This window comes from Streptomyces sp. NPDC002623, from assembly GCF_053592635.1.
The window spans coordinates 476,277-495,293 of record NZ_JBSFWB010000004.1 but is presented as its reverse complement, the minus strand read 5'-3'; the positions used below and the strand labels follow the sequence as shown (position 1 = coordinate 495,293).

Genomic DNA, 19,017 nt, shown 5'->3' with positions numbered 1-19,017 from the left:
GCGCGGGGCACCCCACACGCAAGGCAGCCCACGACTGCCGGAGCTCCCGGCCGCCCCCACGACTGCGCCGGTGCCGTGCCATGGCCGGCCGTCCGCCGTACCCACTTGTCCTCTCGCCGTAAAATCGTTCGCACTGTGTCTGATTCCGTGAATACCCCCGAATTCCCCCAGGCCTCTCCCGGCGGCGAGCACCATCCGGGTGAGTCCGTTCGGCATACCCGCGCCAAGGGGGAGCCCCGGTTCCCCGACGGGCCCAGGGCCGATCCCGCCGGGTCGCACTTCGAGCGGCGGATCCGGAGCTTCCAGCCCCGGCGCAGTCGGGTGACGGCCGGGCAGGCGGACGCCCTGCAGCGGCTGTGGGCCAAGTGGGGGCTCGACATCGACGGGCATCCCGTCGATCTCGCCGAGTTGTTCGGCAACGACCGTGCCGTCGTGCTGGAGATCGGCTTCGGCATGGGCGAGGCGACCGCGCAGATGGCGGCCGCCGACCCGGACACCGACATCCTCGCGGTGGACGTGCACACGCCCGGGCAGGGCAACCTGCTCAACCTCGCGGATCACAACGGCCTGACCAACGTCCGGGTCGCCAACGGCGACGCGATCATCCTGCTGCGCGAGATGCTGCCGGCGGACTCGCTCGACGGACTGCGCGTCTATTTCCCCGACCCCTGGCCCAAGAAGCGCCACCACAAGCGGCGCCTCATCCAGCCGGAGTTCCTCGACCTGGCCGCGACCCGGCTGAAGCCCGGTGCGATCGTGCACTGCGCCACGGACTGGGAGCCGTACGCGGAGCAGATGCTGGAGGTGCTCACCGCGCACCCCGACTTCGAGAACACCCAGGCCGACGGCGGGTTCGCGCCCCGGCCCGAGTTCCGGCCGCTGACCCGTTTCGAGGGGCAGGGGCTGGACAAGGGTCATGTGGTGAACGATCTGCTCTTCCGGCGCGTACAGCATCGCGTCCCGCAGGGAAGCCCACAGGACGTCCGGCGCGGGGATCACTGACCTACCGACGCCGTCCACCACAGTCCCCTCCCTCGTTAGGGTCGATGCCGTGGCCATCAGTCCCCCGTTCCCGCCCTACCCGCCGCATCCGCCGTATCCCGGCGGGGCGCCCGAGGACGGCGTCCTCCGGCACGCGCACTGGTGGCAGCACAGAGGGGTGCGGTACGGGGCGCTGATCACGCTGCTCGCGCTGTCCGGCCTGGTCATCCTGGCGCTGGTACGCGAACAGACCGGCACGGAGGGCTTCCTGGTCGGGCTCGGGCTCGCCGTGCTGCCGGTGCCGTTGCTCGTCGCCGTGTTCCGGTGGCTCGACCGGGTCGAGCCCGGACCCTGGCGGAACCTGGTCTTCGCCTTCGCCTGGGGTGCGTGCGCGGCGGCGCTGATAGCCATCGTCGCCAACAGCTTCGCGACGAGATGGATAGCGATGGCGACCGCCGACCCGTCCGGTGCCGACACCCTGGGGGCGACGGTCATAGCGCCGGTCGTGGAGGAGTCCGCCAAGGCCGCCGCCGTCCTGCTCGTCTTCCTCTTCCGCAGGCGGGACTTCACCGGGATCGTCGACGGCGTGGTCATCGCCGGGATCACCGCCACCGGCTTCGCGTTCACCGAGAACATCCTCTATCTCGGCACCGCCTTCGGCACCGACCAGCTCACCGGCGACAGCGGGATCTCCTCCGTCACCGCCGCGACCTTCTTCGTGCGCGTCGTCATGTCACCGTTCGCGCACCCCCTGTTCACGGTCCTGACCGGCATCGGCTTCGGCATCGCCGCGCTCTCCGGGGAGGGCCGGCCACTGCGTCGCGCGCTGCTCCCGCTGGCCGGGCTGCTCCTCGCCATGGGCATGCACGCCCTGTGGAACGGCTCCTCGTCGTTCGGCGAGTTCGGCTTCTTCGCGGTGTACGTGGCGATCATGGTGCCCGCGTTCGGGCTGCTCACCTGGCTGGTGGTGTGGACCCGCCAACGCGAGCTGCGCACGGTGCGCGAGGAACTGCCCGCCTACGCGGCGGCCGGCTGGCTCACCCCGGCCGAGCCGTTCGCGCTCGGCTCGATGCGGGCCCGGCGGCTGGCCCGGGTGTACGCGGGCCGCCACCTGGGCCGGCCGGCGGCGCGGGAGGTGGCCCGGTACGAGGCGTACGCGACGTCCCTCGCGTTCCTGCGGCATCGCGGCCGGCGGGGGCGGGCGAACGCCGACTTCGTCGTCCGGGAACGGGAGCTGCTGAACGAGCTGTGGCGCCGCAAGGACGTCGCCCGGCCCGCGCTGGACCACGCGGCCCGGATGACGGCCCCTCCGGTACCCGTACCGATGGCTGCGCCGCCCTGGCCGATGTACGGGGCCTACGGGTCGCACGGGTCGTCGTACGGGTCGTCGTACGGGTCGTACGGGTCGTCGTACGGGCACCCCCAGGCGTACGGGCACCCCCAGGCGTACGGGTACCCCCAGGGGCACAGCTCCGGGTACCCGGCAGGGCAGGCCTACGGGTATCCCGGAGGGCCGTACCCCGCCCCCAACCCCTACCGATAGCAGGAGGTCAGGCCGAGGCCCGGGTCAGGCTCGTGATCTCCGTGTCCGTCAGTTCCAGCTCCGCCACCCCCAGCAGCGCCGGCAGCTGCTCGACCGTCCGCGCGGACGCGATCGGCGCGGCCACGGTCGGCTGTGCGGCGAGCCACGCCAGGGCGACCGTGGCGACCTGGGCGTCGTGGGCCTGTGCGATCTCGTCCAGGGCGACGAGGACCCGTCGGCCCCGCTCCGTGTCGAGGTGCTGGGCGGCGCGGGGGGCGCGGGCGCTGTCCACCGTCGTACCGGGCCGGTACTTGCCGGTGAGGAAGCCGGACGCCAGCGCGAAGTACGGGACGGCGGCGAGGCCGAAGCGGGCGGCGAGGTCCTGGAGACCGCCCTCGTAGGTGTCGCGCGAGACCAGGTTGTAGTGGGGCTGGAGGGCGACGTACCGGGCCAGGCCCTCGCGGTCGGAGAACTCCACGGACTCCTGGAGGCGCTCGGGCGAGATGTTGGAGGCGGCGATGTGCCGCACCTTCCCCGCCTTCACCAGCTCGTCCAGCGCGCCGACGATCTCCTCGACGGGCACCTCGGTCTTGTCGAAGTGCGTGAAGTAGAGGTCGATGTGGTCGGTGCCCAGCCGGCGCAGGGAGGCGTCGGCGGCGGCCTTGATGTTGGCGGCGGACAGGCCCGGGAACTCGGGGTGCTGGCTGACCTTGGTGGCGATCACGATGTCATCGCGGTTGCCGCGGGCCTTGACCCAGCGGCCGATGATCGTCTCGGACTCGCCCCCGCTGTTGCCCTCGATCCACGCCGAGTAGGAGTCGGCGGTGTCGAGGAAGTTGCCGCCCGCGGCGGCGTAGGCGTCGAGCACGGCGAAGGCGGCGGGTTCGTCGACGGTCCAGCCGAAGACGTTGCCGCCGAGGGCGAGCGGGAAGACCTCGAGGTCGGAGGAGCCGAGTTTGCGAAGAGAAGTCATGCTTCGTCAACGGGCGCCGACCGCGTGCCGATTCCACGCTCAACGCGAAGAACACGTGAACGCCCTGCCGCCCTGACGTCGGGGGTGGCCGTCAGGGCTGCAGGGCGTCGAGCAGAAGAAGCAAACAGAAATCGATCAGGGTTCCCGGAGGGAGACCTCAGGGGTTGAGGCCCTTGCTGCGCAGCCAGGCCCCCGGGTCGATGCCGTCGGAGCTGCCGCCGGGGTGGACCTCGAGGTGGAGGTGGGCCCCGGTGACGTTGCCGGTGGCGCCCACGCGGCCGATCACATCGCCGGTGCCGACCTTCTGGCCGACACTGACGCTGATCGACGACTGGTGGGCGAACCAGACCTCGGTGCCGTCGTCCAGCGTGAGGATGGTGCGGTAGCCGTAGGAACCGGCCCAGCCCGCCTCGGTGATGGTGCCGCTGTGGACGGCCTTGATGAGCGTGCCGGTCGGCGCGGCGAAGTCGAGACCCGTGTGGTAGCCGGAGGACCAGAGGGAACCGGCCTGGCCGAAGGTCGAGGTGATGGTGTACGAGGAGGTCGGCAGCGTGTACTGCGTGGCCAGCTCGGCCAGGCGCGCGGTCTCGGCCTTCGCGGCGGCCTCGTCGGCGGCCTTCTTCTTCGCGGCGGCGGCCTTGGCCTCCGCCTCCTTCTCGGCCTTGGCGACGGCGTCGGCCTGGGCCTTGGCCGCGGCGGCCACGGCGGCTGCCTGGGCCTTGGTCTCGAGCTGGGTCTGCTGCGACTCGGCCTGCGCCATGATCCGGCTGCGCAGGGCCTCGCCGGCGTCGGTGGCGCTCTCGCCGGTCTCCTCGGCGGCCTCGGAGCCGAAGCCGGCGAGGGCGGGCGCGGCGTCCGCGGCGGGCTCGTCGTCGGAGATGAGGGAGCCCACGTTGGGCAGGTCCGGCATGGAGATGGAGACCGGGGCCTTGCCGGTGTTGGCGCTGGCCATGCCGCCCGCGCTGACGGCGGCTATGACGCCGACGCCGAGGACGGTGGAGCTGCGGGCGAACCCGCCGCCGCGCTGCTTGGCGACGCGGTGCTTGCCGCGTACCGGGCGAATGGAATCCGCGGTGGGGTTCCACTCCTCCCAGGGGCCCTCGTCGGTGCGGACGCTGCCATAGGCCAAGGTCTCTGCGGACCGCTGGCTCGGCACGAACGGGGCTTCTGGGACAGGCCGGTTGGACGCCACGCGGGCGTACTCCTTTCCTTCCGTCGCCTACCGGGTTAGCTGACGGGTTCGGAGCGGGAAGGTCTCCTACGCGCGTAAACCGGTCGTGGACTCTGCGAGTTCACGACGGCTTCCGCGAGATTCACCCCAAGGTGGTGGTTCCCCGGTTCCCTTGCGGGATTCGGCAGTGCGCACGGAGCCGACTCTTGTGCCGGCTGGGACGACCGCGCTGCGTTATCGAACGTTAATAGACCCGGGGTCAGGTTTCCAAGCTCTTCCGCTTGATCAACAACATTTCTGGCCTGGACTTTCGACCCATGACCGATGAAAAACGGGCGAGTTGGCCAGACTCAGCGATCACACAGGCATTGACAGGATGTCAGCCGTTACGCGGAGGGGGATCACTCGCTCACCTGCAGTGACGGCAGACGGCACACAGAGAAGAACGGGGAAAACACCGAGGGCCGGAATCCATGTTCTGGATTCCGGCCCTCGGCCTTGAGTAGCGGGGACAGGATTTGAACCTGCGACCTCTGGGTTATGAGCCCAGCGAGCTACCGAGCTGCTCCACCCCGCGCCGTTGAACACAACTGTACGCCATCTGCGGGGCCGCAAACACCACGGTCGAGCAGGGGGTCACAGGAGGTGGCGATTCGGGGCCTTCGCCCGCTCCTCGTACTCCGGGAGGCCGAGGACGTCGACGCCCTCGGCCGTCAGCAGTCCGGTCCCGTCCGCCTCCGTCACGAAGGTGTCCGGCTCACGCCAGGCCGTGACCACCCGGCGCACCCCCGCGTCGAGGATGAGGCGGGCACAGGGCGCCGGGCGCGAGGACCGGCGGGCGCACGGTTCGAGGCTGCTGTAGACGGTGGCCGTGGGCAGCCGGGGATCGGCGGGGTCGAGCTTGGCGAGGGCCGCCTCCTCGGCGTGCACGACCGGGTCGCCGGCCTCACGGGAGTGGCCGCGCGCGAGTTCCGTGCCGTCGGCGGCGACGATCACCGCGCCGACGCTGAACGCGGTCCGCGACGGCGGGCACCGCTCCGCGAGCTCGCAGGCGAGGGCCAGCCAGTGCCGGTCGGCGGCGGCGGGCAGCGGTCCGGCGCCGGGGGCGGTGGGCTCGTAGCGGTGCAGGACGACGTCCTCGATGCGCCGGGTCTCCAGCAGGCGCAGGCGGCCGCCCTGGTAGCCGCCCGGCCCGAAGAGGCGGGGAGCGCCCGGGTCGCCCACGAAGAGCGGGGCGAGGACGAGCTGGAGTTCGTCGGCGAGGCCCTGCTGGAGCAGCTGGGTGTGGACGGTTCCGCCGCCCTCGACCATGAGCCGCCGCACGCCCCGCACATCGTTCAGGTGTTCGAGCAGGTGGCGCCAGTCCAGTTCGGGGCCGAGCGCCACGACGTCCGCGGCGAGGCCGAGCGCGCGGGCCCGCTCGGCGCCCTTCTCCGTCGTGTACACGACCTTCTCGCCGCCCGTGTGCCAGAAGTTCGCGGCCGGGTCGAGGTCGCCGGAGCCGCTGACGGTGACCTTGAGGGGGTACTCGGGCAGTCCGGCGGCGACCCGGGCGGCGCGGCGCTCGGGGGAGTTCACGAGGAGCCGCGGATTGTCGGCGCGGATCGTGCCGGCCCCGATGAGGATGGCGTCCACGGAGGCCCGTACGTCGTCGACGCGGTCGAAGTCGGCGGGGCCGGAGAGGAGCAGGCGCTCGGGCGTGGTGTCGTCCAGGTAGCCGTCGAGGGAGACGGCGGCGGACAGCAGGACGTACGGGTACGGCATCGACGCACTCCCCGGGATGGGTCCGACGGCGGTCCCGGCGGGACCGGGCCTTGGTTCAAGTTTGAAACAAACCTACACTGGCCGTATGACGACTCGCTGGCTGTCCCCCGCGGAGCAGCGCGCCTGGCGCGCGTACGTTGCCGGCTACCTCCTGCTGGAGGACGCGATCGACCGGCAGCTCCAGCAGGAGGCCGGCATGCCCCATCTGTACTACTCCATCCTCGCCAACCTCTCCGAGACTCCGGAGCGACGGCTGCGGATGACCGACCTCGCGGAGCAGCTGAAGATCACCCGCAGCAGGCTGACGTACGCGGTGACGCGCCTGGAGAAGGACGGGCTGCTGCGGCGCGAGGAGTGTCGCTGGGACAAGCGCGGGACCGTCGCGGCCCTGACGGACGAGGGCATGGCGGCCCTGGAGAGCCTGGCCCCCGGCCATGTCGAGACGGTCCGCTCGGCCCTCTTCGACCGGCTCACCCCTGAGCAGGTGGGACAGCTGGAGGAGATCTTCACGCAGGTCGTGCTGGGGTTCCAGGACGGCGACGAGGCCGCCCCGGAGGAACTGCCGTGGCGGCGCCGCTCATCGCCCTGCTCGGGAACCTGACGGCCGAACCTGACGACCGAACCGCATGACCGGAACCCGATGGTCGCGAGCACATGAGGTGCGCGTCACCATCCCGTTGCTTCAAATTTAAAGCATGAGGTAGGGTCGCTCTCGGCACTCTGCTTCAAATCTGAAACAGGTAGACGCAGGTGGACGCAGGTGCCCGCACAGACCCCACTCGCACCGGGAGACCCGCATGCCTGACACCCCCGCCGCCGCCACCCCGCGCGCCCGCGTCCGGGTACCGCTGCGCTTCCAGGACGGCTACTCCGTCGACGCCGAACTGGTCACCTTCCACGGCCTGACCGACGGCCAGGAGCACGTCGCCGTCGTCCTCGGCGAGCCGGTGCCCGGCACCACCCCGCTGGTCCGGCTGCACTCCGAGTGCCTCACCGGCGACGTCTTCGGCTCCGCCCGCTGCGACTGCGGGCCGCAGCTGCGCGAGGCCGTCGAGCGGATAGCCGGGACGGGCGGCGTCCTGCTCTACCTCCGCCAGGAGGGCCGCGGCATCGGCCTCTACAACAAGCTCGACGCGTACGCCCTCCAGGACCAGGGCCTGGACACCTACGAGGCGAACGCGGCGCTCGGCCTGCCCGAGGACGGCCGCGACTACACCGCCGCCGCCCAGATGCTGCGCGCCCTGGGCATCACGAGCCTGGACCTCCTGTCCAACAACCCCGACAAGGCCGACCAGCTGCGAGGCCTCGGCATCGACGTCCAGGACCGTGTCCCGACGGGCGTGTTCACGACCCCGCACAACGTCCGCTACCTGCGCGCGAAGGTCCTGCAGACCCAGCACACGCTGCCGCTGGCGGATCTCAACGGGCTCACCGGGCTCCACGTGGGCTGACCTAAGATGCCCCGAACGGCCCGTCCAGCGCGGCCCATTGGAGCAGCATGATGGTCTTCGCGTCCGCGATGGCACCGCTGCGGACGAGGTCGAGGGCCTCGACGAAGGGCACTTCGACGACGGCGATGTCCTCGCCCTCGGCCGCCACGCCCGCCGTCTCGACGCCGGAGGCGGAGGCGTCGTAGGGGGCGGCGAAGAAGCTCAGCCGTTCCGTGACCGAGCCGGGGCCCATAAAGGCATCGAACACGTGCTCGACATCGTGGACTGTGCGTCCAGTCTCCTCGGCCGCCTCGCGACGGATCGCCTCCTGCGGATCGTCGCCGTCCAGCAGCCCTGCGGCGGTCTCCAGCAGCATGCCGTCGGGGTGCCCGTTGACATACGCGGGCAGCCGGAACTGACGGGTCAGCAGGACCGTCCGCCGGTCGGGGTCGTAGAGCAGGATCGTCGCGCCGTCGCCCCGGTCGTAGGTCTCGCGCCGCTCGCGGCTGACGTGGCCGTCGCTGTGCCGGTAGTCGAAGGTGGTGCGGCGCAGCACCGCCCAGTCGCAGGCGAGGACCTCCACGTCGAGGATGCGGACCCGGTCGTTGCCGGTGAGGTCGCGCCCCTGCCGGTCGAGCCCGGTACGGCCGCGGGGGTCGGGGGTGTCGATGCCGACGGTCATGCGGGGCTCCCTGCGAGGCGTTGGGTGGGGGCGGGGACGTCGGCGAGCGCGCCGTAGATCCGCTTGCCGTCGGCGCGGGCCCGCTCGACCATCCGGTCCGCGCCCTCCGACGGGCCGCCTATGCGCAGCACCGCGTCGCAGCGGTCCAGCAGGCGTTCGGCGACGGGATGGAAGAGCTCGTCGAAGAGCGCGCTTCCGGGGGCCGGGTCGCCGCCCGCCGTCTCCAGCAGGGGCAGCGCCAGCGCCTCGCCCGTGACGGGCAGATGCCCGGCGCGGAACAGCACGAGCGCGGTCTCGTTCATGGCCCGCACGTTGGCCGCGAGCTTCGCGGGGTCGTCGCCGGTGCCCGAGCGGTACGGGCCGGCGACCAGGATCATCAGCGGTGACATGTACGTCTGCGTCTCCTCAGGCGAGGCGGGTGTCGACGCCGGCCTTGCGCAGGGCGTCCAGGGTTCCGGGGCCGCCGGGGTGGGTGGCGGGGTCGGCCGCGGCGGTGTCGGTGACGAAGGTGTGCACGGCGTCGAGCGGAGCGACCTGGCTGAACGCGCGCACGCCCAGCTTCGTCGCGTCGGCCACCGCGACCGTACGGCCGGCCTGGCCGAGCCCCGCCTGCTTGACGGCCGCGTCCTCGAGGGAGAACTCCGACCAGCCGTGCTCGGCGTGCACTCCGCCGATCGACATCACGAACACGTCGAAGGCCAGGGACTCCAGGGTGCGCAGCGCCAGCGGCCCGACGAGGGAGCGCTCACCGGGACGCGAGCGGCCGCCCACGACCAGCAGCTCGATGCCGGGCCGGTCGGCCAGCGGCAGCGCCGCCTGCAGACTGAGCACGGCGACGGTCAACGGCCCCCGAGCGGCGAGATGTTCCGCCACGTGCACGGTCGTCGTCCCCGCGTCCAGCAGCACCCGCGCGCCCGGCTCGACGAGCCCGGCGACGGCCGCCCCGAGCCGGTCCTTCGTCGCCGTCTGCCACGCCTGCCGCGCCTCGAACCCGCCGCCCTCCTCGCGGGCCCGCCCGGCGACAGCCCCACCGTGCACCCGCCGCACCAGCCCCTGCCGCTCCAGCGCGTCCAGGTCCCGGCGCACGGTCATCTCCGACACCCCGAGCCGCTGAGCGAGTTCGGTGACGGAGACGCGCTCCTGTTCTGCGCCCTGCACGAGACGCAGGGTCAGATCGAGACGATCGGCGACATCCATACGCCATTTCTACCATGCCGATGTTCGAACGAACATCCACTTGTGAACCCGCGGGATGAAAGCGGAATGCAAGAAGCCCCCAGCCCGAGGTACCGCGAAGTACCTCTGAGCTGGGGGCGTTTCGGTAGGCCCTGTGGGACTCGAACCCACAACCAATGGATTAAAAGTCTGTTGAGTGGCCAACCCGGTGCGTACCGCGCTGTACCGCCGGGGGTTGATGCACCCCGTAACGCCCAGGTCAGACGCGCATTCCGGCCGACCGCTGCTCGCTCTTCACCTTGTCTCGTACCGCCCCGTACCGCATAGCAGCGGGGCTTCCGGGCCAGCACGGGGCCAGCAGTAAGGGCCTCCGACCCGCAGGTCAGAGGCCCTTTGCCTGTGCCTCGATTCTACGCCGAGACCCTGTCCGTTGTCAGTGCTGGCCCGTACCGTGAGGGCTGTCATCAGAAGCGTCTGCTGGCTGCGACGCGCCAGGCCCCTGCACCGGAACAGCGCCCGGAGCGGGGGCCTCGTCGCGCGGCTTCCTGGCCCGCGGCACTACCGCCGCCGCGCGCTCCGTCAGCTCCTCCTCGTACTCCTCGAACAGCTCCATGTACGTGTCCGAGGTCAGGACGATCGTGCTGTGGCGGAGCTTCACCTTCGCATCGTGCAGCTCACCGCCGGCCGCCTTCACCAGAGCAGCGGCCCCATGCCTGAGGTCCCTCAAGTTGATGGGCGGCAGGCCCGCCCCGTCCGCGATCCGGCGGAACGTCTTGCTGACGACGTCCGGGTGCAGCCAGCTGCCGTCCTCCGACACGAAGACTTTCCCCGTGTCGGCCCAGTCCTGGGTGTCCTTGCCCTGCTCCCGCTCGGCGGCGGCCTGCTCGTTCCATGCTGCGCGCTCGGACTCCTGCCGCTCACGGTGCGCCTGAAGAACAGCCACGGTGCCCGCGTCCACCTTCACGATGCCGACAGAGCCGTCCGTCTTCGGGGCCGTCTCGATGGGCGTCCATCCATCGACCACGATCTCGGCACTCACCCTGATCTCCTTGCGCTCCGGCGAGAAGTCAGCCCAGTTCTGGCCGACCCCTTCCCCACGGCGCAGGCCATGATGAGAGATCAGGTGGAACAGTGCGTAAAGCCGATCGCCCTCTGCAGCGTCGAGGAACTGGCCGAGCAGGGCGGGCGTCCAGACCATGACAGGACCTGGCTTCACCCCGGTCTCCCGCCACCGCTCCACGCGCTCGGTGGTCCACAGCAGCCCCTTCGGCCGGGTGCCGGCCGCCAACTCGACGTACTGCGCGGCATTGAACGTGATGTGCTGCGCAGCGATCGCCTTGTTCAGCGCCATGCGGAGCGTGCGGCGGATGGCCTGCTTCGTGGCGGGTCCCGTGACCTTCCGGAACGGTGGCATCCCGGCGAGCTTCTCCCGCTCGGCGGCGAGCTGCGCCCGCTCGGCGGCCTTCGGCGCCCCCGGCTTGCCTCGCTTGCAGCGGGCGGCCTGCTCGTGCCGTGCCGCGTTCTCCGCGCGGATGACGTCGTTGCGGTCGTCGATCGCGTTGAACATGTCCTGGACGTGCCCGACGCCGAGGCGGTCCAGGCGCAGGTGCCCGAGCGCAGGCCTCAGGTGGACACGGATGTGGCTGTCGTAGCTGTGGTTCGTTGTGGCCCGGGTCGCCTTGTTGGCCATGACGTGGTCGAGCCAGTCGGCGACGGTCATCTTGCCATCGAGGGAGACGCCGACCCCGAGTCGGCGCTGCACCTCGGAAGTCTCGGGGATGTCTGCGCGGCGCCGGGAGATGTCGGCGAGTAGATCTCCCACGCGCTGCTGGTCGTTCAGGTCGTCACCGGGGAGCGCGAGGATGGCCTGTAGGCGGGAGAGGTCGCCCTCGGCCTTCGTTACGCTGCTGTACCCGGTGCGCCGGAAGATCCGGCGGGTTCCTTCGGCATCCGGTGGCAACTCCAGACGGATTGCGGGAGCGCCGTGGTTCTTGCGCTTCAGCTTGGGGCAGGACTGCCCCACCAACTTGCCGTCGTCACCGCGGCACTCGCAGCGTCGCGTGATGCTTCCTGCACGGCGGTTTGACGGCATCGCGCTACTCCTTCTGCGCCGTCTGGTCGGGCGGCTTCTCAGTGTGGCCGATATGGGCCAGCCCCACGCCGAGTACGAACCGTGCGGTCCGGTTCAGCGCATCGAGGGTCTCGTCCGGCATTGCTCCTGTCCGGACGCCGAAGGCCAGCCCATGCTCTGTCTTAAAAGGTACGATCACCTCTCCTTCTGGCAGCTCGTTGCTGAAGAAGTACCAGGCTTGCTGTGGTGACTCCACGCAGCCTCCCCCATCTTCCGCTCACGCGTTCGATTCGCGCCTTGGACCAGCACCCTTTCTGCCTGTGGGTGTCGGCACATGATCGCACCAGGCATCACGCTGGTCTACAGGCTGCGGCGAACCGTCACTGGGAGTGAGGCATGAGGGAACGCATGATTCATTCGCCCTCACCCGGACGCGGTGGAACCAATGTGTCGATCAGGTGCAGGAGACGCTCCCGCTGATCGGGCGGCAGAGAGTCGAGCTTGTGCACGTACGCGACCGCTTCGCTTGTTCCCGAGCGGAGCGGATCGACCCCATGGAACTGCTGGCCAGCGGCATCCTGGAGGCGCTCGATCGACAGGCGATAGGCGACGGCGAGGGCCCTGAGCTCCCAGAAGTCGGGGGGCGTGATGCCGCCCTCCTCGTTGCCTTCAAGGCGGTAGATCCGGCCACGCTTCACGACCTTCCCGGTGTCCGGGTCGACCGCCTTCGACGCCACCTTGTTCAGCCCTTCGCCCAGCTCAGCACGCCGACCCCTCAGCAGATCTGTGAACTGCGTCCGAGGGCCGCTCTGTTCAGGTGTAGCCGACGAAGTGTCAATGGGCGCCATGGGCCTCATCCTGCCATTCCTCCTGGCCGCGTAGCGGTGCGTGTGTTCAGTATCTATACGAACCTTTGAGACATACGGGCAGCTCATCCATGCTGTTCATTCATCTCACTGAACGGATTGTTCAGCAGACTGGGCAATCTCGCCAGGTCGCGCTGAGTCATTGGCCGGTTACCTTCGCGCGCCCCCACTGTCCATCTAGCTGGACAAAGCGTTCAGCTCATGGAATGCTCACATCCAGGTCATCCATCTAGATGGACAACATGTCCAGTGGAGCGAACGTGAGCGAAAAGAACACCTCATCCACCATGTACGCCGTCGACAGTCCCGACCGCCTGAAGCTCCTGATGGAGCGCACTGGCACGGGGCAGCCGATCACAAGCCGGGAACTCGCGACCGCTGCCGGCGTCGCTCACGGAACGGTCGGTGCGCTGATGGCCGGAACGCAGCGCGTCGTCCCCGAGCCCAAGGCCAAGGCCATCGCGGCCGTACTCGGCATCGATCTGCTCGTGCTGTTCGTCCCGATGGAGCGCGCGGGCCGCGTCTACATCCCGACGCAGGTGACTGCATGAGCACCGCCACGGCCCTCACCCCGGACCAGGTCCGCGCCCTGCCCGCCATGGTCGGCAGCAAGCAGGCGTTCGCCGCTCTCGCGATCGGCGAAACCCTCGGCTACGAACTGCTCGACACGGACGCCTTCCCCATCGAGGCGATCCGCCTCGGGCGCACCTACCGCTTCCGCAAGGCCGACCTGCTCGCCTTCCTCGGCTTGGCCGAGATCGCTGCTGCCGAGGTCCAGTCGGCACCAGCCACCACAGACGACGACGCCCCCGGGGTCCAGCCGGGAGCGCCGTCCGAGCAGTCCGCACCCACCCGCGCCAGCAAGTAGAGACGGGAGCCTGCTCATGTCTGAGCGTCCCACGGCCGCCGCGCCGTCCACCACCAACGAGGTCACCCGCGCACTCGCCGACATCGAGGCCGCCAAATTGTTCGCCGGCCAGGACGTCGCCGAGTGCCTGGACGCCATCGGCGACCTGATCAGGATCATCGGCGCACCCGAGACCGTGTACGCCTGGGTCGTCGAGGCCCTCAGCCGGGAGAACCTGAAGGCGTTCGCCGCGCAGCACCGCATCACGCTGCACTGGTCCCGCGCCTCGGACACGGAGCAGATGCCTCGCACAGCCGTCATCTGGACGGCCGACGGCACGGGCATGGCCATCGCCCCGGCCCGGCAGCACCCCAAGACCACGCTGCTCCAGCTGCGCGAGGAGATCGCCCAGCGCGCGGAAGACCAGCAGCGCGCTCTGGACTTCCAGGCCTCCGTCGCCGCCGGACACGTCGAGGACGTCGACACCTGGCACGCACGCACCAGCCAGGCGCAGAAGTGACCGCCCCCACGGCGAGGGCCCGGGACACCCCGGGCCGCACGCCCGCGCCTCGCCAGGTCAACGGCGTGCTGATCATCGACGCCGACAACGGCCGCGCCCGTTACGCCTGCTTCCGCCCTGGCTGCCCTCAGCGCCACGAAGGCCCCGTCTACGGGGCCGCCATCCCGGACTTCGCCCTCGCCGTCAAGACCGAGCATCTCGCCCGGCACCACCAGGGGGAGACCCGTTGACAGACTCACAGACCCCGGACCTCCGGGCGGCAGCCCAGGAGCTGCACGACGCCGGCCTGTGCGTCCTGCCCATCAAGGCTGACGGAACCAAGAAGCCTGCCGTGCCCTGGCTCCCGTACAAGGTGGACCGGACCACCCCCGGGCAGCACGACGATTGGTTCGGCGGCGACCGCCCGCGCGGTATCGCCGTCGTCTACGGCCAGGTCTCTGGCAACGTCGAGCTGATCGAGTTCGAGGGTCTCGCCATCCGTGAGGGCCTGCTCGACGACGTCACCGAGATCATGGAAGGTTCCGGTCTCGGCGAGCCGTGGGCTGCTGTCCTCGGCGGCTGGGCCACCGAGTCGCCTTCCGGCGGGCGGCACTACCGCGTCCGCGTCGAAGGCGACGTGCCCGGCAACACCAAGCTGGCCTCTCGCCTCGCTCTCGAAGACGAGTACACCGAGGACGAGAAGCAGCGGCTCCGGGAGAAGCCGAACGCACGCATCGTCCGCGTCCTGATCGAGACGCGCGGCGAGGGCGGGTACGGCCTGGTCGAGCCGTCCGGCGGTCCGGTCCACGCCTCAGGCAGACCGTATGTCCGACTGGCGGGCGGCCCGGGCACCATCCCCGTTCTCGACGCCGAGACCATGGACGCGATCCGGACCGCGTGCCGGATGGTGGACGCGCTGCCCCAGCCCGAGGCCGCGAAGACTGCACCGCGCCCCGCGCCGCCCCGCGCGGACGGGAGCCTTCGGCCTGGCGATGACTTCGAGGCTCGCGCGTCATGGGAGGACATCCTTCGAGGCGTCTTCCGGCCGCTGAACACCCGAGGCAGCGAGACCTACTGGGGATGGGCCGACGGCGTCGGCGGCGTGAAGGCGACGACCGGGAAGGACGAGCACGACCGGCTGTTCGTGTTCGCCACCGGCTCCGAGTTCACCGCCGAGGTGCCGTACAGCAAGTTCGGTGCGTACGCCCTGTTGAACCACGGCGGCGACCACAAGGCGGCCGCGAAGGAGCTGGCCCGCCAGAACTACGGAAGCCGTCACCTTGCCTCGGTCGGCACTCGCCCGACTGCGCCGGCCACTCCTGCTCCCGACGTAGCCCCCGCCGAAGACGAGCAAGAGAGCCGACCGTCGCCCGACAAGGAGGCCGCCGACCCGGAGGGCTTCGACTACGCGGGCATCTTCGACCTGCCTCCCTCTGTCCGCACGCCCTACGACTACCGGGTCACTGGCAGAGGGGTCGAGGTCCTCAGCACCAGCGGCGAGAACTGGGTGCGCGTCACCTTCGCCCCGCTGGTCGTGAGCGCCACGTTCGAGGACCCCGAGGGCGACCAGTACGTAGAGCTCTCTTGGGTCGACCGCAGTCTCGGTCGACCCCGCCGGATCTCCCGCATCGTCAGCCGCGAGACTGCGAAGCGCGGGCGCAAGCTGATCGAGACGCTGGGTGCCGCTGGGCTCCCGGCCGTCGAGGGCGACGCCCGCGCGGTCGAGAAGTGGCTGGCCGAGTTCGAGGCCCACAACTTCGGACGTATCCCGTCCGAGCAGCTGGCCAGGTGGCTGGGCTGGCAGGACGACGGAACGTTCGTCTCCTCCCCCGAAGACGGCATCAAGGTCGACACGCCGTTCGAGGAGCAGCGAGGCCCGGCCCGCGCGCACGCCAGGAAAGGGACCCTGGAGGGCTGGCAGGAGACCGTTGCCCAGCTGGCTGGCTACCCGGTGCCGCGCGTCGCCATCGCGGCCGCGCTCGCCGCGCCCCTGCTCAAGCCGCTCGGTCTCAACTCCTTCACGTTGGACATCTCCAGCCGCTCCACCAAGGGCAAGACGACCGCGCTCCAGGTCGCGCTCAGTGTGTGGGCCGACCCGTCCGAGCACGCCTCGGCGATGAGCAACTGGCGCACGACGCTCTACGCGATCGAGAAGCGGCTGAACCTGGTGCGGGGCATCCTCACCGTCTTCGACGAGACGATGGCGGTGACCGACGACAGCCTCATCGACGAGGTGCTCTACCAGCTCCCGATGAACCACGGGAAGGCCCGGTCTGGCGGGGCGTTCGGCAACATGCTGCCCTGGGAAACCATCCTCCTGTCGTCCGGCGAGCGGCCAGCGCTGAGCTTCACGACCAGCCAGGGCGCTGCGGCCCGCATCCTCGGAACGACCATCGCGCCGTTCGGCGAGGGCGGCGGGCCCGCGGCGGCCGCTTCCCGGGAAGGCGTTCTCGCCCACCACGGCCACGCGGGGCCTGAGTTCGTCCAGTACATCCTCAGCGGCCTCGCCAAGCCGGGCGGCCGTGAAGGGCTGAAGGAGAAGCACCGCGCGCTGGTGGACGAGTTCCGCGGCGGCGGAGATATGACGAACCGGCGCGCGCCGATGGTCGCGGTCCTGGCGTTCGCCGAGGCGCTGGCGTGCCACATCGGCCTCCTGCCGTACCCGCCCCTCGAACACGACGTGTGGCGCGGTCTGTTCACTGCCCACAGCCCAACTGACAACAGGCCGGACATGGCTTTGGACGTCGTGCGTGAGTACGTCGCAGGACACGCCCACGAACTGTTCACGGCCAGCCGCGCGGCCATGCACGACAAGCCTCCGTACTCCGGCTGGCTCGGCGTCCTGTCGACCAAGGACGGCGTCACCGAGGTGGCACTGCTGCCCGAGCGCGTCCGGAAGATCCTCGCGGAATCCGGCTACTCGCTCGACGCGGTGGTCGGCAGCTGGGTCGACGCCGAGTACCTGAAGACGCTGAAGAGCCAGCGGCCCGCGCACCTCGTGCCTCGCCGCTTCGACGGCGCGCGCGCGAAGTGCCTGGCGTTCACGCCCGCGGGCATTGGCTTCGGCGACGAGGACGAGGCGGCATGAGGGCCGCCGACGGGGTGGTACGCACGAGGTGCGTACCACCCGCCCGCCCCAGTATCCGCAGGTCAACGGCATCGCGAGGGCCGCTTTCGGGGTGGTACGCAGTCGCCCGGAAATGGCACCTCTCAGGCGTGTGCGTGTGTGCGGGTGCGCGTGTGCGAGCGCGCACACATAGACCCCTGTGTGTTTCTGCGTACCTGCATACCACCGTCTCTAGAGAGAGACATAACGGCAGGTCAAACCCGCTTTTGCCCCGGTACGCAGCCGGTACGCAGCCGGTACGCACTGCGTACCGCCCCTCTCCCCCACTCACCGAATCGAGGTGACCCATGTCCTTCACCCCTCGCCCCTACCAGCTCGACGCCATCGAGGCGCTGCGCAAGGGATGGGCCGACGGCCAGAACCGCCTAGCCATCGTCCTGCCCACCGGCGCCGGTAAGACCGTCGTCTTCAGCCACCTGGCCCACCAGATGCTCGACAGCCTCGGCGGCCGCCGGGCGCTCGTCATCGCCCACCGCGAGGAGCTCATCGAGCAGGCCGCTTCCAAGCTGCTGGCGGTCGACCCGATGCTGCGGGTCGGCATCGTCAAGGCCGCCCGCGACGACCACGCGGACGCCGACGTGATCGTGGCCAGCGTCCAGACCCTGGCCGTGGCCCGCCGGCGCGAAGCCATCCGGGACATCGGCCTGATCATCGTGGACGAGTGCCACCACGCCGCTGCCCGCACCTACATGGAGGTGCTCCGGCACTTCGGCGCCTGGGACGGCGTACCCACCGCCGGCTTCACCGCGACCATGACCCGCACCGACGGCGGCCTGGCCGAGGTCTGGCAGGACGTCGTGTTCCGCCTCGACATTCTCGACATGATCAGTGACGGCTACCTGTGCGATGTCCGCGGCAAGAGCATCACAGTCGACACCCTCGACCTCAACAAGGTGCGCACCCGGGGCGGCGACCTCGTCGACGGCCAGCTCGGCAAGGCGCTCGAGGAGTCCGGCGCGCTGGACGCCCTCGCCAAGGCGTACGCGGAGCTGGCCGTCGACCGGGCCGGCGTCGTCTTCACCCCGACGGTGGCGACCGCCCAGGCCGCCGCCGAGTCGCTTCGCAGCGTCGGCATCACGGCGGCCCCGGTGTGGGGCGACATGGGCCGCGACGACCGCCGCGAGACCCTCGCCCGCTACCAGGCTGGAGACCTCCAGGTCCTCACCAACGCGATGCTCCTCACGGAAGGGTTCGACGCCCCTCACACGTCCTGCATCGTGGTCGCCCGCCCGACCAAGAGCCCCGGCCTGTACGTGCAGATGGTCGGCCGCGGCCTGCGCCTGGCCCCGGGGAAGCGGGACGCTCTGCTGCTCGACGTGATGGGCGCAGCGTCCCGCCACAAGCTCGCGTCGATGGTCGACCTGACCGAGCGGGAGATCGGCGAGGCCGAGCCGGGGAAGAGCCTGCGCCAGGTCGCCGAAGCGCACAAAGCCACCGAGAAGCGGCGCGCGCTCGCGGCGCAGGTGAACGCCGAGGAGATCAACCTGTTCGGCTCGTCGGCGATTTGTTGGCTGCGCACCCCGGACGGCACATGGTTCGTCCGCCTGACCGGCGCCATGGTCCTGTTCTTGGCCCGGGACCCGGGGACACGGCTGTACCGAGTACGCCGGTGGACCGAGGCGTACGGCGTTCGCCCGCCGAAGGACGACGTGGCGCGGCCTCTCGACGAAGCGCTGGCCTGGCTGGAGAAGCAGGCCATCGCCGCCACTGGCGCGCTCACCGCCCGTCAGCATCCCTGGCGGTCCGCGAAGCCTCACCCGAACCAGCTGAGCGCGGCCCGCCGCCTCGGCGTCTCGGTCCCCCGCGGCAGTACCGCCGGCGACCTCGCCGACCTCATGGACCAGGAGCACTTCGGGCGCGTCCTCGAAGCCCTGTCCGCTTCCGCCGCTGCATAGCGGCCGGGCCTGT

The 19,017-nt window shown here is 70.4% G+C and carries 19 protein-coding genes, 1 tRNA gene and 1 riboswitch; of the genes, 10 read left to right on the top strand and 10 right to left on the bottom strand.

Annotated elements, in window-relative coordinates; translation table 11 throughout:
- The first annotated feature begins 135 nt into the window (after positions 1 to 135).
- A complete protein-coding gene (trmB, locus tag ACWD4O_RS10440) occupies positions 136 to 1,002 on the top strand; it encodes a tRNA (guanosine(46)-N7)-methyltransferase TrmB (RefSeq protein ID WP_451279311.1) in 867 nt (288 codons plus the stop codon).
- Positions 1,003 to 1,051: 49 nt separating this feature from the next.
- On the top strand, positions 1,052 to 2,524 hold the full coding sequence (locus ACWD4O_RS10435; protein WP_451279309.1) for a PrsW family intramembrane metalloprotease: 1,473 nt from the start codon (positions 1,052 to 1,054) through the stop codon (positions 2,522 to 2,524).
- A gap of 7 nt (positions 2,525 to 2,531) precedes the next feature.
- On the opposite strand, the gene ACWD4O_RS10430 is transcribed toward ACWD4O_RS10435, so the two are convergent.
- The 4 genes from ACWD4O_RS10430 to ACWD4O_RS10415 all read right to left on the bottom strand — a co-directional run bounded on the left by ACWD4O_RS10430 (position 2,532) and on the right by ACWD4O_RS10415 (position 6,411).
- Positions 2,532 to 3,476 (bottom strand): aldo/keto reductase, encoded by a 945-nt coding sequence (locus ACWD4O_RS10430; protein ID WP_451279308.1) that lies wholly within the window; start codon positions 3,474 to 3,476, stop codon positions 2,532 to 2,534.
- A gap of 157 nt (positions 3,477 to 3,633) precedes the next feature.
- Positions 3,634 to 4,668 (bottom strand): M23 family metallopeptidase, encoded by a 1,035-nt coding sequence (locus tag ACWD4O_RS10425; protein ID WP_451279307.1) that lies wholly within the window; start codon positions 4,666 to 4,668, stop codon positions 3,634 to 3,636.
- 9 nt (positions 4,669 to 4,677) lie between these two features.
- Positions 4,678 to 4,844: riboswitch (cyclic di-AMP (ydaO/yuaA leader) on the bottom strand.
- Between the two features lie 306 nt (positions 4,845 to 5,150).
- Positions 5,151 to 5,224: transfer RNA gene (locus tag ACWD4O_RS10420), tRNA-Met, on the bottom strand.
- 59 nt (positions 5,225 to 5,283) lie between these two features.
- Positions 5,284 to 6,411 (bottom strand): dihydrofolate reductase family protein, encoded by a 1,128-nt coding sequence (locus tag ACWD4O_RS10415; protein WP_451279305.1) that lies wholly within the window; start codon positions 6,409 to 6,411, stop codon positions 5,284 to 5,286.
- Positions 6,412 to 6,496: 85 nt separating this feature from the next.
- On the opposite strand from ACWD4O_RS10415, the gene ACWD4O_RS10410 reads away from it, so the two are divergent.
- Positions 6,497 to 7,012 carry a MarR family winged helix-turn-helix transcriptional regulator gene (locus tag ACWD4O_RS10410; RefSeq protein ID WP_351910891.1) on the top strand — a complete coding sequence of 172 codons (516 nt, stop codon included), beginning with the start codon at positions 6,497 to 6,499 and terminating at the stop codon, positions 7,010 to 7,012.
- 196 nt (positions 7,013 to 7,208) lie between these two features.
- Positions 7,209 to 7,862 carry a GTP cyclohydrolase II gene (locus tag ACWD4O_RS10405; RefSeq protein WP_451279303.1) on the top strand — a complete coding sequence of 218 codons (654 nt, stop codon included), beginning with the start codon at positions 7,209 to 7,211 and terminating at the stop codon, positions 7,860 to 7,862.
- Between the two features lies 1 nt (position 7,863).
- On the opposite strand, the gene ACWD4O_RS10400 is transcribed toward ACWD4O_RS10405, so the two are convergent.
- The 6 genes from ACWD4O_RS10400 to ACWD4O_RS10375 form a co-directional block, all read right to left on the bottom strand.
- On the bottom strand, positions 7,864 to 8,523 hold the full coding sequence (locus ACWD4O_RS10400) for an NUDIX domain-containing protein (RefSeq protein ID WP_451279301.1): 660 nt from the start codon (positions 8,521 to 8,523) through the stop codon (positions 7,864 to 7,866).
- The gene (locus ACWD4O_RS10395) at positions 8,520 to 8,912 is read right to left on the bottom strand and encodes a DUF4406 domain-containing protein (RefSeq protein WP_451279299.1); all 393 of its coding nucleotides are present in this window, start codon (positions 8,910 to 8,912) and stop codon (positions 8,520 to 8,522) included. Before ACWD4O_RS10395 ends, ACWD4O_RS10400 begins: the two co-directional genes overlap by 4 nt.
- Positions 8,913 to 8,928: 16 nt before the next feature.
- Positions 8,929 to 9,720, bottom strand: coding sequence for a DeoR/GlpR family DNA-binding transcription regulator (locus ACWD4O_RS10390; RefSeq protein ID WP_451279297.1), 792 nt, complete (start codon positions 9,718 to 9,720; stop codon positions 8,929 to 8,931).
- 412 nt (positions 9,721 to 10,132) lie between these two features.
- Complete coding sequence (locus ACWD4O_RS10385; RefSeq protein WP_451279295.1) at positions 10,133 to 11,791, bottom strand: site-specific integrase; 1,659 nt, start codon at positions 11,789 to 11,791, stop codon at positions 10,133 to 10,135.
- Positions 11,792 to 11,795: 4 nt separating this feature from the next.
- Positions 11,796 to 12,026, bottom strand: a complete 231-nt coding sequence (locus ACWD4O_RS10380; protein WP_451279293.1) for a hypothetical protein — start codon at positions 12,024 to 12,026, stop codon at positions 11,796 to 11,798.
- Between the two features lie 157 nt (positions 12,027 to 12,183).
- Positions 12,184 to 12,618, bottom strand: a complete 435-nt coding sequence (locus tag ACWD4O_RS10375) for a hypothetical protein (RefSeq protein ID WP_451279291.1) — start codon at positions 12,616 to 12,618, stop codon at positions 12,184 to 12,186.
- 278 nt (positions 12,619 to 12,896) lie between these two features.
- On the opposite strand from ACWD4O_RS10375, the gene ACWD4O_RS10370 reads away from it, so the two are divergent.
- The 6 genes from ACWD4O_RS10370 (at position 12,897) to ACWD4O_RS10345 (ending at position 19,004) form a co-directional block, all read left to right on the top strand.
- A complete protein-coding gene (locus tag ACWD4O_RS10370) occupies positions 12,897 to 13,187 on the top strand; it encodes a helix-turn-helix domain-containing protein (protein WP_451279289.1) in 291 nt (96 codons plus the stop codon).
- Entirely contained in the window at positions 13,184 to 13,504 is a 321-nt protein-coding gene (locus ACWD4O_RS10365) for a hypothetical protein (protein ID WP_451279287.1), read from the top strand. The genes ACWD4O_RS10370 and ACWD4O_RS10365 overlap by 4 nt, the downstream gene beginning before the upstream one ends.
- A gap of 16 nt (positions 13,505 to 13,520) precedes the next feature.
- On the top strand, positions 13,521 to 14,003 hold the full coding sequence (locus tag ACWD4O_RS10360; protein ID WP_451279285.1) for a hypothetical protein: 483 nt from the start codon (positions 13,521 to 13,523) through the stop codon (positions 14,001 to 14,003).
- Positions 14,000 to 14,233, top strand: a complete 234-nt coding sequence (locus tag ACWD4O_RS10355; protein ID WP_451279283.1) for a hypothetical protein — start codon at positions 14,000 to 14,002, stop codon at positions 14,231 to 14,233. Before ACWD4O_RS10360 ends, ACWD4O_RS10355 begins: the two co-directional genes overlap by 4 nt.
- Positions 14,230 to 17,070 (top strand): DUF927 domain-containing protein, encoded by a 2,841-nt coding sequence (locus ACWD4O_RS10350; RefSeq protein WP_451279281.1) that lies wholly within the window; start codon positions 14,230 to 14,232, stop codon positions 17,068 to 17,070. The genes ACWD4O_RS10355 and ACWD4O_RS10350 overlap by 4 nt, the downstream gene beginning before the upstream one ends.
- Before the next feature lie 326 nt (positions 17,071 to 17,396).
- Positions 17,397 to 19,004 (top strand): DEAD/DEAH box helicase, encoded by a 1,608-nt coding sequence (locus tag ACWD4O_RS10345; RefSeq protein ID WP_451279279.1) that lies wholly within the window; start codon positions 17,397 to 17,399, stop codon positions 19,002 to 19,004.
- Positions 19,005 to 19,017: the final 13 nt, after the last annotated feature.